Genomic DNA, 13263 nt, shown 5'->3' with positions numbered 1-13263 from the left:
AGCATAAGTGGGACACAAAATAATTAAGTGGGTTAAAAACAAACCCACCACTATTAATTAGGGGAGTAGATAGATATGTTAACTGTTCCAGAGGCACAGCAAAGGCTACTTCCTGAAATGTATCCGCTTCTGCAAGCAAGATATCGAATATTGCAAGCCGTTCAACTTATGCAACCAATCGGGCGACGTACACTAGCTGATTCACTGAAAATGACAGAAAGAGAAATACGCAAAGAAACTGATATTTTACGTGAACAAGGGTTATTAGATGCGCAAAAGTCGGGTATGGTATGTACAGATGATGGTGATATAGTCATTGAAAAATTAAGAGCTATCGTTTATGAATGGTCTGGTTTAACCCAGCTTGCAAAAGTGCTTGAAAGCCACTTTGGCATTCAACGTGTAGTCGTAGTTCCTGGTGATTACAATGAGGATCATACAATCCTAAGCATGCTAGGCAAAGAAGCAGCATTGCAATTTATGTCGGCTGCTTTTGATGAGCAAGTTGTAGCTGTCACTGGTGGAAAATCTGTTGCCTCACTTGCACAGTTTTTACATCCTTTAGACGGACAAAAGGATATCACTTTTGTAGCTGCACGTGGGGGGATTGGACATGAAATGCAAATGCAGGCCAATACACTTGTTGCAACATTTGCCATGCAAATGGAAACACAATACCGTACTTTATTTTTACCAGAGCATTTAAGTGAGCAAGCTTATCAAGCGATGCTAACAGAGCCGATGGTAACAGAAATGATGGCCTTCTATGATCAAGCAGATTGCGTCATTCATGGGATTGGCTCTGCAGAGGAAATGGCGATTCGTCGCAACTCATCTCCTGAGGATTTGCGAATTCTTGAGGAAAAAGGCGCTGTGAGTGAGGCTTTCGGTTATTATTTCAATGCCGATGGAGAAATAGTACATCGTATACGGACAATTGGTATCCAGCTTGAGCAGGTACAAAACAGTGAGCAGGTCATTGCTGTTGCAGCAGGAAAACAGAAGGTCAATGCAATGCTTTCTTATTTCAAAGTAGCACCTAAGCAAACCATATTTGTAACAGATGAAGCAGCGGCCAAAGCAATTGCTGCTAAAATATCTTCTATAGAAAATAAGCATCTTGAATGATGGCAAAGTTGTAAACATGTCACTCGATCTCAGAAAGTGCTAAAGCATTTTTTGAATGAGCATAAAGTAAATTTTGATGTCTCTATTCATAGAGACAGACATCACACATTATTGGAGGAATTAACAATGGCATTAAAATTAGCGATTAATGGATTTGGACGTATTGGACGTTTAGTATTTCGTGAGGCAATGAAGCATGATGAATTTGAAGTAGTAGCCGTAAACGACTTAACAGATGCTGGTCAGCTTGCGCACTTATTGAAATATGATTCAGTACACGGTATCTATGATGCTGAAGTCAATGCAGATGAAGATTCTTTCGTAGTAAATGGTCAACGTGTAAAAGTATATGCTGAAAAAGATCCTGCCCAATTACCATGGGGCGAATTAGGCGTAGATGTAGTGCTTGAATGTACTGGTCGATTCCGTTCAATGGAAGAAGTAGGCAAGCATATTGAAGCAGGGGCGAAAAAAGCGATTCTATCGGCACCAGCAAAAGGCGCAATGCCTACATTTGTTATGGGTGTAAACCATGAGGATTATAACCCAGCAACTGATGATGTGATCTCCAATGCTTCTTGTACAACTAACTGTCTAGCACCAGTAGCTAAAGTGCTTGATGAGAAATTTGGCATTGAACGTGGTATGATGACAACAATTCACTCTTATACAAATGACCAACGAATTCTAGACTTCCCACACTCTGACCCTCGTCGTGCACGTGCTGGAGCGGTGTCTATGATTCCAACAACAACAGGTGCAGCAGTAGCTGTATCAAAAGTATTACCACAATTAAAAGGTAAGCTAGATGGTTTCTCTATGCGTGTGCCAACACCTAACGTATCATGTGTTGACTTAGTTGTAGAGCTAAAAGCAGATGTATCGAAAGAAACAATTAATGCAGCATTAAAAGAAGCTTCTGAAAATGAATTAAAAGGCATTTTAGATTACAATGAGCTACCATTGGTATCAATTGATTATAACGGTAACCATTATTCTTCTACGGTAGATGGCCTTTCAACAATGGTGTTAGAAAACAAAATGGTGAAAGTTTTAGCTTGGTATGATAACGAAATTGGTTACTCTACTCGCTTAATGGACCTAGCTTTATACATTGCTGAACAAGGCTTAAACCATAAATAAGTATCATATTTCGACATTTTGAGTAAAAAGTGTGACATATTACTGCTTTTTATGTACAAAAAGTATAGCCTTTATAATATCGAATAGATATAATATACAAGGGTATTGGGAGTAAGGGATAACCCTTACTCCTTTTTTTCTAGATTCAGCAGAAAACCCCACCTCTATAGGTAATGAGATGATTACACAAATGACTCTCTTGATTCATTGGTGTTCAATCACCGACTGAATCAAGATAAAAGCCTCAGCGAATGTCACAGATTTTGAAGAGGAATGTTTCGAGCAAGTTCAAAAAAATCTGGACGCAATTACGCTGAGGCGTAATTGATACATGTTGATTGCAAGACATAACAGTTAACTTTTGCTACTATAAAAACAAGTATTAGGGTTCATTATCAAAAGTTGGAGAATCATACTTACACGAGATAGTGACGCTGAAAAATTACCAAAATGACTATTCAATTTAGTAAGCATGGTGTAGAGCCAAGATGGGTAAAACACAAGGGTGTAAGACTAAAACAAACTTTGAAGGGAGTTTCTTCATGTTAAATAAGAAAACAATGAAAGATATTGATGTTAAGGGTCAACGCGTTTTTGTACGTGTAGATTTTAATGTACCAATGGCAGACGGTGCTATTACCGATGAGACGCGTATTCGTGCAGCTATTCCTACAATTGAGTATTTAGTAGAGCAGGGTGCTAAAGTTATTCTAGCTTCTCACTTAGGTCGTCCAAAAGGTGAAGTAAAAGAGGATATGCGTTTAACGGCTGTTGGCATTCGCTTAGCGGAATTAATGGGCAAGCCTGTTACGAAGCTTGATGAATCCATTGGGCAAGCGGTGGAAGAAGCCGTTGCAAACATGCAAGATGGAGATATTCTACTGCTTGAAAATGTACGCTTCCATGCTGGTGAAGAGAAAAATGATCCTACATTAGCACAGCAATTTGCTCAGCTAGCAGATATTTATGTTAATGATGCTTTTGGTGCAGCCCACCGAGCTCATGCTTCTACAGAAGGAATTGCTAAGCATATTCCAGCTGTATCTGGATTCTTAATGCAAAAGGAATTAGATGTACTAGGTAAGGCATTGTCTAACCCTGAGCATCCGTTTACAGCCATTATTGGTGGTGCCAAAGTAAAAGATAAAATTGGTGTTATTGAAAGCCTTTTAGAAAAAGTAGATCACTTAATTATCGGTGGTGGTTTATCCTTTACATTTATTAAGGCACAAGGCCACGATATCGGTAAATCATTGCTAGAGGAAGATAAAATTGAGCTAGCAAAGTCCTTTATTGAGAAGGCAAAAGCAAAAGGTGTGCAATTACATATGCCAGTCGATGCTGTTGTGGCAAATGAATTTTCACAGGATGCTGAAACACAAATCGTTGATGTAGATGCTATTCCAGCTGATTGGATGGGTCTAGATATTGGACCTAAAACGGCTGCAAACTATGCAGAAGTTATCAAAAACTCTAAATTAATCATTTGGAATGGACCAATGGGTGTCTTTGAAATGGACAAATTTGCAAACGGCACAAAAACAGTTGCTGATGCAATGGCAACAACAGCTGGCTACACAGTAATCGGTGGCGGTGATTCAGCTGCAGCAGTTGAAAAATTTGAAGTAGCAGATAAGATGGATCATATTTCTACAGGTGGTGGTGCTTCCTTAGAATTAATGGAAGGCAAAGAGCTTCCAGGGATTGTAGCACTAAACGATAAATAAGCTAATCGGAGGCAAAATGATGCGTAAACCAATTATTGCAGGTAACTGGAAAATGTTTAAAACATTTGAAGAGGCTATTCAGTTTGTAGATGCTGTACAAGAAAAACTTCCTTCCAATGACAAAGTAGATGCTGTTATTTGCGCACCAGCTCTTTACCTACCTACACTTGTGCAAGTTGCTAGTGAGTCAGAGCTGGCAATTGGTGCACAAACTATGCACTATGAAAATGAAGGTGCTTTTACGGGTGAAATTAGTCCAGCACAGCTAGCAAGTGTGGATGTTGACTATGTCATTTTAGGACACTCTGAACGTCGCGAATACTACAATGAAACAGATGAAGCGATTAATAAGAAGGTAGCAGCAGCACTTGCACATACTATCGTACCTATTATTTGCTGTGGCGAAACACTAGAAGAACGTGAAGCAGGCACAACAGAGCAAAAAGTGGCTGGCCAAATTAAAGCAGCACTTGCTGGGTTTGAAGCACAGCAAGTAGAGCACATGGTCATTGCGTATGAACCGATTTGGGCGATTGGTACTGGTAAAACGGCTACGGCAGACGATGCAAATCAAGTATGCGGAGCGATTCGAGCAGTAGTAGAAGAGCTATATAATGCTGAAACTGCGAATGCCGTGCGCATTCAATATGGTGGCAGTGTTAAGCCTGATAACATTCAGGAGCTTTTATCCAAAGAACATATTGATGGTGCTTTAGTTGGTGGAGCAAGCTTACAACCAGAATCTTATTTAACATTATTGGAGGCGGCAGCAAATGCCTAAAAAGCCAGTAGCATTAATTATTTTAGATGGCTTTGCATTTCGAGATGAAACATTCGGGAATGCAGTAGCACAGGCCAATAAGCCAAATTTTGATCGATATTGGCATCAATTTCCTCATGCGACATTAACAGCAGCGGGAGAAGCCGTTGGATTACCTGAAGGACAGATGGGGAATTCTGAGGTGGGGCACTTAAATATCGGTGCAGGACGTATCGTCTATCAAAGCTTAACACGCTTAAATAAATCTATTCGTGATGGAGATTTCTTCACGAATCAAGCCTTTTTAGATGCAGTAGCACATGTGAAAGCTCATCAGTCAAAGCTACATGTTATGGGCTTATTATCAGACGGTGGTGTTCATAGTCATTATGAGCATATGTTTGCACTATTAAAGCTAGCTAAACAGCAAGGATTAGAGGAAGTTTATATACATGGCTTCTTAGATGGTCGTGATGTTGGTCCAACAACAGCATTAGACTATATCGAAGAAACGGAAAAGCAAATGGCTGAAATAGGCATAGGGCAATTTGCTTCTATTCATGGACGTTACTATGCAATGGATCGCGATAAACGTTGGGATCGTGTGGCACTGACTTACAATGTACTGGTGGATGGCGTCGGTCAAACAGCAGAAAGTGCTAAAAGTGGTGTAGCAGCATCCTATGAGCGTGAGGTAACAGATGAATTTGTCATCCCATTTAGCATTCAAGAGCATGGTGAGCCAGTAGCAACAATTGGCGATCATGATGCAGTGATTTTCTTTAACTTCCGTCCCGATCGTGCCATTCAGCTGTCAACAGTTTTTACAAATGGAGCATTCGATGGCTTTGCTATATCTGCAAATCATCCAAAGAATTTAAAATTTGTGTCCTTCACACACTATAGTGATGAAGTCAACGCTCAGGTTGCTTATGAAAATGACAACTTGAAAAATACAATTGGTGAAGTATTAGCGACGAATGGGAAAACACAGTTGCGGATTGCGGAAACTGAAAAATATCCACATGTTACATTCTTTATGAGTGGTGGACGTGAGGAAAAATTCCCTGGTGAGGAACGTATTTTAATTGCTTCTCCCAAGGTGGCGACATACGATTTAAAACCTGAAATGTCTGCCTATGAGGTGACAGAAGCCTTACTTGCAGAAATTGCGGCTGAAAAATTTGATGGCATTATTCTTAACTTTGCCAACCCTGATATGGTTGGTCATAGTGGAATGCTGGAGCCAACAATTAAAGCCATTGAAGCAGTAGATGAATGCTTAGGGAAAGTAGTAGACGCACTCCTTGCAAAAGGTGGCGCAGCTATTATTACAGCTGACCATGGCAACTCTGATGAAGTGTTAACTTTAGCAGGTGAGCCAATGACAGCTCATACAACAAATCCTGTTCCAGTAATTGTGACAAAACCAAATATAATGTTAAGAAATGGTGGTATTTTAGCCGATTTAGCGCCAACCATGTTAGAATTATTAGAGGTGTCACAGCCTACTGAAATGACAGGACAATCATTAATTGAAAAAGAGGAGAATTAATTATGCCATTTATTACACAAGTTTATGCGCGCGAAGTTTTAGACTCACGTGGGAACCCAACAGTAGAGGTTGAAGTATTTACAGAATCAGGCGCATTTGGCCGCGCAATCGTACCATCAGGTGCATCAACAGGTGAATACGAAGCGGTAGAATTACGCGATGGTGACAAATCTCGTTACCTAGGCAAAGGTGTATTAAAAGCAGTTGAAAATGTAAACACAATTATTGCGGAAGAATTAGAAGGTAACTATTCTGTTCTTGATCAAGTAGTCATCGACAAAGCTTTAATCGAGCTAGATGGCACAGAAAACAAAGGCAAGCTTGGTGCCAACGCAATTCTAGGTGTATCCATGGCAGTTGCACATGCTGCGGCAGATTATTTAGATGTACCTCTTTATCAATATCTTGGTGGGTTCAATTCTAAGCAATTACCAGTACCAATGATGAACATCCTAAACGGTGGTGCTCACGCTGATAACAATGTAGACATTCAGGAATTCATGGTTATGCCTGTTGGTGCAGAATCATTCCGTCATGCATTACGTATTGGCGCTGAGATCTTCCATAGCCTAAAAGCTGTTCTAAAAGCAAAAGGCTACAACACAGCAGTAGGTGATGAAGGTGGTTTTGCACCAAACCTAGGCTCTAACGAAGAAGCAATTACAGTGATCTTAGAAGCGATTGAAAAAGCAGGCTACAAACCAGGTGACGAAGTGAAACTTGCAATGGACGTAGCATCCTCTGAACTATTCAATAAAGAAGATGGCAAATACCACTTAGATGGTGAAGGTGTTGTCAAAACTTCTGAGGAAATGGTAGATTGGTACGAAGAGTTAACAAATAAATACCCAATCATTTCAATTGAAGATGGCTTAGACGAAAACGACTGGGCTGGACACAAGCTATTAACAGACCGTATCGGCAATCGCGTACAATTAGTAGGTGATGACCTATTTGTAACAAATACGAAAAAATTATCAGCAGGTATTGAGCAAGGCGTAGGAAATGCCATCCTTATCAAAGTAAACCAAATCGGTACGTTAACTGAAACATTTGAAGCGATCGAAATGGCGAAACGTGCAGGCTACACAGCGGTTATTTCTCACCGTTCTGGTGAATCAGAAGATGCGACAATTGCTGATATCGCTGTTGCAACAAATGCTGGTCAAATTAAAACAGGTGCTCCATCACGTACAGACCGTGTAGCTAAATACAACCAACTTCTTCGCATCGAAGATCAACTTGGTTCAACAGCAGAGTATCTTGGTTTAAATTCATTCTATAACTTAAAATAAGTATTTGATTGAAGAGAAAATACTTTGAATTTAGTAATACACAGCTTTTATATTTGAACCATGTTGTACATTTAGGCTTATGTATTGCTTCAACCTCTGATTTATAAGTGTGATAAACACTTGTAGATTGGGGGTTTTTTAGTTACTTATCTAATTACAGAGTAAGCTTATTCAATTAGAACAACCGAAAGCGGTGGACATTAAGTATCTATTCATTGAAACCTATTACAACATTCTGTTATTATTTAACCTAATTAACTAATATCAACCATATTTACATAATGATAAAAAATTACTGAGGGGTAATAACATGAAGAGAAAAACCAAATCGGTTATTAGTATCATTGTAATATTAATTATTTTCGGTGGAGCATTTGGTTACATCAAATTCACTGAGCATATGAATAAATCTACTCCCGAGGAAGAAAAAACAATCGCTGGATATGTTGAAGTAACTTCTAAGGATGGAACTGTTCTAAAAAAAGAAAATGAAATATATCCAGATGACTTAATAGAACACAAAATGAACGAAACCATTCATAGTATGTCTCATCAGAAGGTTGAAGCGGAAATAAAATGGGGTCACGAGCAAATAACACAAGAAAAGGTTGACCGATTGTTAGCTATAGCCAAAGAAAGCAATTATAAATATAAAGAGCTTTACATTTCAATATTGGAAAGATGGTCGAAGGGTGATTTTTCAAATGCAGTTGACGACCACAATTCCATATGGGAAATGCAAGGCGGCGATGAAGAAGCTTCAGGGAAAGCAATTCGTCTATTAACTCCATCAGAAGAGCAAGCTTATATTCAACACAATTTAGAATATGACTTATATTGAATACCATTTTGCGAAAGCTAAATAGACGAATTTCAAAAAATGCCTCAAAGTTTGAATTAACTTTGAGGCATTTTAACATATAAAAAAGATTAACGTGAAGCGGCATGGCAGGCCAATACGGTGCAGGTTTCAAAGAGGTAAGGAAGCTTTCTAGTGAGACAGCTACAGCAACAGAACAAATTGAAACCTCTCTAAAACGATTACGAGTAATATTCAAGCACTTATGGAAAGCATGGAGCAAATTGAAGTAGCTTCAAATGATCATACAGAGCAGGTTCAACAATTTAGTGAAGCTATTGAAAAACCTAAATGAGATAAGTGAGCAAATGGCGCTTTACATAAAAGGTCTCTTACGATAATAAGAAAAGACAGTCTACTAATATTAGACTGTCCTGACTATTGTTATGGCTGTGACCAATGCTGATCTAGTTCTTGATCGAGATAGACCCAGCCCTTCCAGGCAATATGAATCGTATCCATAATAAAGTAAGGATCATATTCATGATCTGAAAAATCAACATAGGCAACCTTTGCATCCTTTAATACTTGCTCCATTTTATCGTAATACTTTTGACGACGTTCCTCAGGATAGCCATTATAATCATACCAATAGCCATTAACTGGAATGGAGACGAATAGTGGTTTGGCACCTGCATCCTTTAAAACATCGATAACTAGTTGGAAATCCTCATATTCAGGAGAGTTTGTATAATCCTCTTTTTTTCGTATATCTTTAAACTTTGAAAATTTAGCATTTACAAGTCGCTGATAGGCGCGATCTTCAATCATATAGTCGTTGGATACACGCTTCTCCCCATATGCCTCTGCATGCTGCAATTGTTGCTCAAAGCTTTGATTGGCAATCAGCTTGTCATTACTTTTTAATGCATGACCTTTACGTGGGAAAATGGAATAATATAAATCCTTCTTTTCTAGTAACTCCTTGTGGAAACGCCCCGCGACCATGGCCATACGTCCAGTAATTGGTTTTTCCTTACCGTTAGACATTTGATATTGGTACATGGTCTTTAAGAGGCGATCTCGTTTGACAGTATCAAATTCAAGTAGGCGCTCCATTGCTCTTTTACGAAGGTTGGCATCCATCTCCTGATTAAAGGCTAAATCATAAGCATGTAACATGGAATAATTCGGTGAAAAGTGAAATTCACCCATGCCCTTCTCTGTAAACCACTGAGGGGAGATGATAAAGACCACTTTTTTATCCTTTAAATTCTTTTCTTGTGCTGCGAAATTCAAGAAGTGAGTAATGGACTGCATGCCTCCACGCCCAATCATAAATGTCGAATACGGAGCATCAGTTGCTCGCGTATAATTGTATGGATGGAACGGATCAAAACGGTTTAATTCCGAGGAGCCATAAAGTGGCATGGAATTAGGCTCCTGCAACATTCGCTCCTGTAAATATGTGCCCTGAAATACAAGTGGAGACATGTTCGTTTTGGCTTGCTCCACATCCTCATTGGATATCCATGCTTTAATCCAAGCATTAGGAAAAAAGACAAAGCCAGTAAAAAGAGCAAATGCAATAAATAAAGAAAGAAAGCCTTTTTTGATCATTGTCTTTCAGCTAATTTCCCTGCTATTCGATTAGGCGTATTCCATTCTTCACGATTGAAATCAGTAATAGGGACAGAAATATTAAAACGGTTTTCAATTTCAACTAATAAATTAATTGTCCCAAACGAATCTAGTAAACCTTCTTCAAATAAATCAATATCTGGATTTTCTACAATAATTTCATCTTCACATAACTCGACTAGCATTTCTAAAACTTGTTGTTGATCCATTAATAATTCTCCTTTAGTGAACAGGCTCTTATAGCCCTTTGTTTAAAATAATGTGCCAGAAAAAATATAAAAGCCGAAGCATACAGCATGAAACGTAATGATTACGCCAATAGCATGCGTCCATTTATTTTTTGGCCAACGCTTATGCTTTTTATTCCAGCGTTCAAATTTATCAAAGCTGATAATCAATAGGGCATGATAGAGTCCATAGACCACAAAGTGCCATTCCAGACCATGCCAAATACCCATTAAAAAGAATAGTAAAAAGAAGCCTATATACGAAATAGCAAATTTATTTTTTAGCCATTTTTTCTTTGTCATCCAAAGGACAAAGCGCATATAGACATAATCCCTAAACCAGAAGGAAAGGCTCATATGCCAACGATTCCAAAAATCTTTAATATTGCGGCTGGCGAAAGGGCGATTAAAGTTAATCGGTGTTTGGATACCCATTAGTCGGCTCACACCAACAGCAAATGCACTGTAGCCAGCGAAATCAAAGAATAAGTAAAAGCTATACATATACATATACGCTAGCTGTCCCTGAAAGGGTGTCAAATAGTTATACGTATGGTTAGGCAAATAAATAAGCGTGTAGTTGTAAATTAAATAAGCCAAAATAAACTTATATAAAAAGCCGACAAAAATATAGTTAATGCCACTCAATAGCAGCTTTTGGTAATCCTCCGAGGAAGGTACGGTATGAAAATCCTTTGTAAAACGACGCCAACGATCAATAGGTCCCGATGATACGGTAGGAAAGAATAATAAGAAATAGACTAGCTCTACTACCGAAATTTTCTCTTTCATCAAGCCATCACGAGTTTCTAAAATCATTTGCACCGCTTTAAACGTAATGTAGGATACACCTAGGAAGCCAAATACATGATGTAACCCGAGAATCGGCAAAACCTTCACAAGAATCAGGGGTAATATGGATAAAAGCACTGCTATTATAAAAATGGTTCCGCTATTTTGCTGAAGTCGGTAACGCTGATAAGCCACAATAAGTACTACCTGAAAGACAGTAAATAATACGAGCGAGATGGTCCCATTCATTGAATGTCCGAAGATTAATGCTAAGACAATGACCGAAACAAAAAGATTATAGCGTTTCGAAGATTTGCCTCGTAACCCTAGGAGGATGGTAGGTAGTAATAAAAGTCCGATGATCACAAAAAATGCTATATTTCCATAAGGCGTCATACTGTCTCCATAACCGCCAATCCTTTACGATCTACCTTACCATTTGGATTTAGTGGTAAAGCGTCCATATATTTAAACGTTTTCGGTATCATATAGGCAGGTAAGTACGCCGATAAAAGTGCCTTCAATTGCTTTGTCGTTTTGAAGGCTGCTCCTGTTAATGGCTCACGTAAAACAATATGGGCACTAAGAGAAATGATTTCCTTCTCTTTATAAACAGGTACAACAACACAACTTGAAACAGGTGGCAGGTTATTGATTTGTTTTTCAATCTCTTCAATCTCTAAACGATAGCCGTGTAATTTCACTTGGAAATCCTTACGACCTGAAAAGAACAAATAACCATCCTGCTTATAGCCTATATCACCCGTTTGATAGATGCGATCGCCATCCACGATCGAGAAAGCCTTCGCTGTTAATTCAGGCGCTCCCAAATACCCTGCGCTAACGGTTGGCCCTGAAATAATAATTTCTCCATCTTCTGCTACAGAAACGTTTGGCTCCGTTATAGGGGCAATCGGTAATTGTTCGAAGTGTGCTGCTAGCTCTTTTGTTACTTTTACATAGGATACAGCGACGGTTGTTTCTGTAGGACCATATAAATTATAAATTGTTGCCTGTGGAAAACGAAGCATTAACTCGTTACATACTGCTATCGGTAAAACCTCTCCGCAAAATAAAAAAGTATCCAATGCAGGCATGAGTTTTTGATCCCATTCTTTGTTCATCAAACACATCTTGGCAAAGGAAGGTGTAGAAGTCCATACACGAGTATTTGACATCGCTAATGAATCAAACAATGCTTTTGGATTAGCAATTTCTTGCTGTGTAATCGCATAAAGCGTGTGTCCACCAACAAGAGCTGGGTAGAGATCCATAACAGATAAATCAAAGGAATAAGGTGCTTGATTTAAAAATACGCCGTCTTGCTGTAAAGGGAAGTGTTCCTGCATCCACCTAACAAAGTGTGTTAGATTACGAGCTGTTATTTGTACCCCTTTTGGTTGACCTGTTGAACCAGAAGTGTAAATAATATAATGGATATCCTCATCTCGAACCCATGTTGCGGATGATAGGATCACGTCCTTTGAGGAGGCATCCAGAATATCATGCACTGCCATAACTGGCAGGTTCAACGGCATCTGTAATAGCTCTGTTGTCAATACTAAACCTGCTCCAGAAGCTTCTGTAATGAGCTGTAATCTTTCTGATGGTGTTGACGAATCAACAGGCACATATGGATGGCCAGCTTTTACAGCTCCGATAAACGCAACAATTTGTAGGGGGGACATATGTCCATAAATGACAATAGGCTGTTGTCTCCGCAACTTAAGCTTCATTAAATAATCGGCAAGACGATCCGATAAATGCCAAAGCTCACTATAAGTTAAGGAGGCATTGTGAGTCTGATAAGCAGTTTTTTGTGGCTGCTGGAGGGCCACACGTTCAATAGCTGCCAAAATACTTAACATATTTTTAATCTCCTTTATTTAAAATTCCGTATATATAAATGGTCCAGCGTTCATATCATGGAAGCCATGTATAAGAAACAACAGTACCAAAACAATCAAATAAAACAACGTGAAGCCAATAAAGCGTAGATACTCATTATTTTTGATGGATTGCATTTGTCCACCTCCAATGAAAAAAAGTATAGGATTAAACTTTCAAAAAATAGTAATTTACTAGTTAAAAATCCTTACCTTATGTTTTTAACACTGATTTGACGGAATGTGGAGAAAAATGTTGCTGAATTAAGATGAATTCAGTAAATCATAAGATTAATTTAAGGTAAATTTA

12 protein-coding genes are annotated in these 13263 nt (G+C 38.7%); 7 read left to right on the top strand and 5 right to left on the bottom strand.

The window, feature by feature from the left end:
* Window positions 1-75 precede the first annotated feature (75 nt).
* The 7 genes from NYE73_RS20075 to NYE73_RS20045 all read left to right on the top strand — a co-directional run bounded on the left by NYE73_RS20075 (window position 76) and on the right by NYE73_RS20045 (window position 8449).
* Window positions 76-1128 (top strand): sugar-binding transcriptional regulator, encoded by a 1053-nt coding sequence (locus NYE73_RS20075; RefSeq protein ID WP_048390878.1) that lies wholly within the window; start codon window positions 76-78, stop codon window positions 1126-1128.
* Between the two features lie 126 nt (window positions 1129-1254).
* On the top strand, window positions 1255-2271 hold the full coding sequence (gene gap / locus NYE73_RS20070; RefSeq protein ID WP_004228061.1) for a type I glyceraldehyde-3-phosphate dehydrogenase: 1017 nt from the start codon (window positions 1255-1257) through the stop codon (window positions 2269-2271).
* Between the two features lie 542 nt (window positions 2272-2813).
* Window positions 2814-3998: a phosphoglycerate kinase gene (locus NYE73_RS20065; RefSeq protein ID WP_026023505.1), complete on the top strand. Its 1185-nt coding sequence runs from the start codon at window positions 2814-2816 to the stop codon at window positions 3996-3998.
* Between the two features lie 19 nt (window positions 3999-4017).
* Window positions 4018-4779: a triose-phosphate isomerase gene (gene tpiA, locus NYE73_RS20060; RefSeq protein WP_048390882.1), complete on the top strand. Its 762-nt coding sequence runs from the start codon at window positions 4018-4020 to the stop codon at window positions 4777-4779.
* Window positions 4772-6313, top strand: coding sequence for a 2,3-bisphosphoglycerate-independent phosphoglycerate mutase (gene gpmI, locus NYE73_RS20055; protein WP_103118783.1), 1542 nt, complete (start codon window positions 4772-4774; stop codon window positions 6311-6313). Before tpiA ends, gpmI begins: the two co-directional genes overlap by 8 nt.
* A 2-nt stretch (window positions 6314-6315) precedes the next feature.
* A complete protein-coding gene (gene eno / locus NYE73_RS20050) occupies window positions 6316-7608 on the top strand; it encodes a phosphopyruvate hydratase (protein ID WP_048390885.1) in 1293 nt (430 codons plus the stop codon).
* 310 nt (window positions 7609-7918) lie between these two features.
* A complete protein-coding gene (locus tag NYE73_RS20045; protein ID WP_115673017.1) occupies window positions 7919-8449 on the top strand; it encodes a DUF6241 domain-containing protein in 531 nt (176 codons plus the stop codon).
* Window positions 8450-8851: 402 nt separating this feature from the next.
* On the opposite strand, the gene dltD is transcribed toward NYE73_RS20045, so the two are convergent.
* The 5 genes from dltD to NYE73_RS20020 are packed head-to-tail and all read right to left on the bottom strand — an operon-like array spanning window position 8852 to window position 13091.
* Entirely contained in the window at window positions 8852-10027 is a 1176-nt protein-coding gene (dltD, locus tag NYE73_RS20040) for a D-alanyl-lipoteichoic acid biosynthesis protein DltD (protein ID WP_259949799.1), read from the bottom strand.
* A complete protein-coding gene (gene dltC / locus NYE73_RS20035) occupies window positions 10024-10257 on the bottom strand; it encodes a D-alanine--poly(phosphoribitol) ligase subunit 2 (RefSeq protein WP_016994756.1) in 234 nt (77 codons plus the stop codon). Before dltC ends, dltD begins: the two co-directional genes overlap by 4 nt.
* A 42-nt stretch (window positions 10258-10299) precedes the next feature.
* Entirely contained in the window at window positions 10300-11463 is a 1164-nt protein-coding gene (gene dltB / locus NYE73_RS20030) for a D-alanyl-lipoteichoic acid biosynthesis protein DltB (protein ID WP_259949797.1), read from the bottom strand.
* Window positions 11460-12935 carry a D-alanine--poly(phosphoribitol) ligase subunit DltA gene (dltA, locus tag NYE73_RS20025; protein ID WP_259949794.1) on the bottom strand — a complete coding sequence of 492 codons (1476 nt, stop codon included), beginning with the start codon at window positions 12933-12935 and terminating at the stop codon, window positions 11460-11462. Before dltA ends, dltB begins: the two co-directional genes overlap by 4 nt.
* 18 nt (window positions 12936-12953) lie before the next feature.
* The gene (locus tag NYE73_RS20020) at window positions 12954-13091 is read right to left on the bottom strand and encodes a teichoic acid D-Ala incorporation-associated protein DltX (RefSeq protein ID WP_004228095.1); all 138 of its coding nucleotides are present in this window, start codon (window positions 13089-13091) and stop codon (window positions 12954-12956) included.
* Between the last annotated feature and the right edge of the window lie 172 nt (window positions 13092-13263).

This window comes from Lysinibacillus sp. FSL K6-0102, from assembly GCF_038003545.1.
GTDB lineage: Bacteria > Bacillota > Bacilli > Bacillales_A > Planococcaceae > Lysinibacillus > Lysinibacillus capsici.
The sequence above is the reverse complement of the archived record's forward strand: the minus strand, read 5'-3'. Positions and strand labels throughout refer to the sequence as shown.

Bases quoted from the DNA above. Each gene is read 5' to 3' on its own strand.
- eno (WP_048390885.1), top strand. From the start codon at position 6,316: ATGCCATTTATTACACAAGTTTATGCGCGCGAAGTTTTAGACTCACGT.
- NYE73_RS20045 (WP_115673017.1), top strand. From the start codon at position 7,919: ATGAAGAGAAAAACCAAATCGGTTATTAGTATCATTGTAATATTAATT.
- NYE73_RS20065 (WP_026023505.1), top strand. From the start codon at position 2,814: ATGTTAAATAAGAAAACAATGAAAGATATTGATGTTAAGGGTCAACGC.
- gpmI (WP_103118783.1), top strand. From the start codon at position 4,772: ATGCCTAAAAAGCCAGTAGCATTAATTATTTTAGATGGCTTTGCATTT.
- NYE73_RS20020 (WP_004228095.1), bottom strand. From the start codon at position 13,091: ATGCAATCCATCAAAAATAATGAGTATCTACGCTTTATTGGCTTCACG.
- NYE73_RS20075 (WP_048390878.1), top strand. From the start codon at position 76: ATGTTAACTGTTCCAGAGGCACAGCAAAGGCTACTTCCTGAAATGTAT.
- tpiA (WP_048390882.1), top strand. From the start codon at position 4,018: ATGCGTAAACCAATTATTGCAGGTAACTGGAAAATGTTTAAAACATTT.
- dltB (WP_259949797.1), bottom strand. From the start codon at position 11,463: ATGACGCCTTATGGAAATATAGCATTTTTTGTGATCATCGGACTTTTA.
- gap (WP_004228061.1), top strand. From the start codon at position 1,255: ATGGCATTAAAATTAGCGATTAATGGATTTGGACGTATTGGACGTTTA.
- dltC (WP_016994756.1), bottom strand. From the start codon at position 10,257: ATGGATCAACAACAAGTTTTAGAAATGCTAGTCGAGTTATGTGAAGAT.
- dltA (WP_259949794.1), bottom strand. From the start codon at position 12,935: ATGTTAAGTATTTTGGCAGCTATTGAACGTGTGGCCCTCCAGCAGCCA.
- dltD (WP_259949799.1), bottom strand. From the start codon at position 10,027: ATGATCAAAAAAGGCTTTCTTTCTTTATTTATTGCATTTGCTCTTTTT.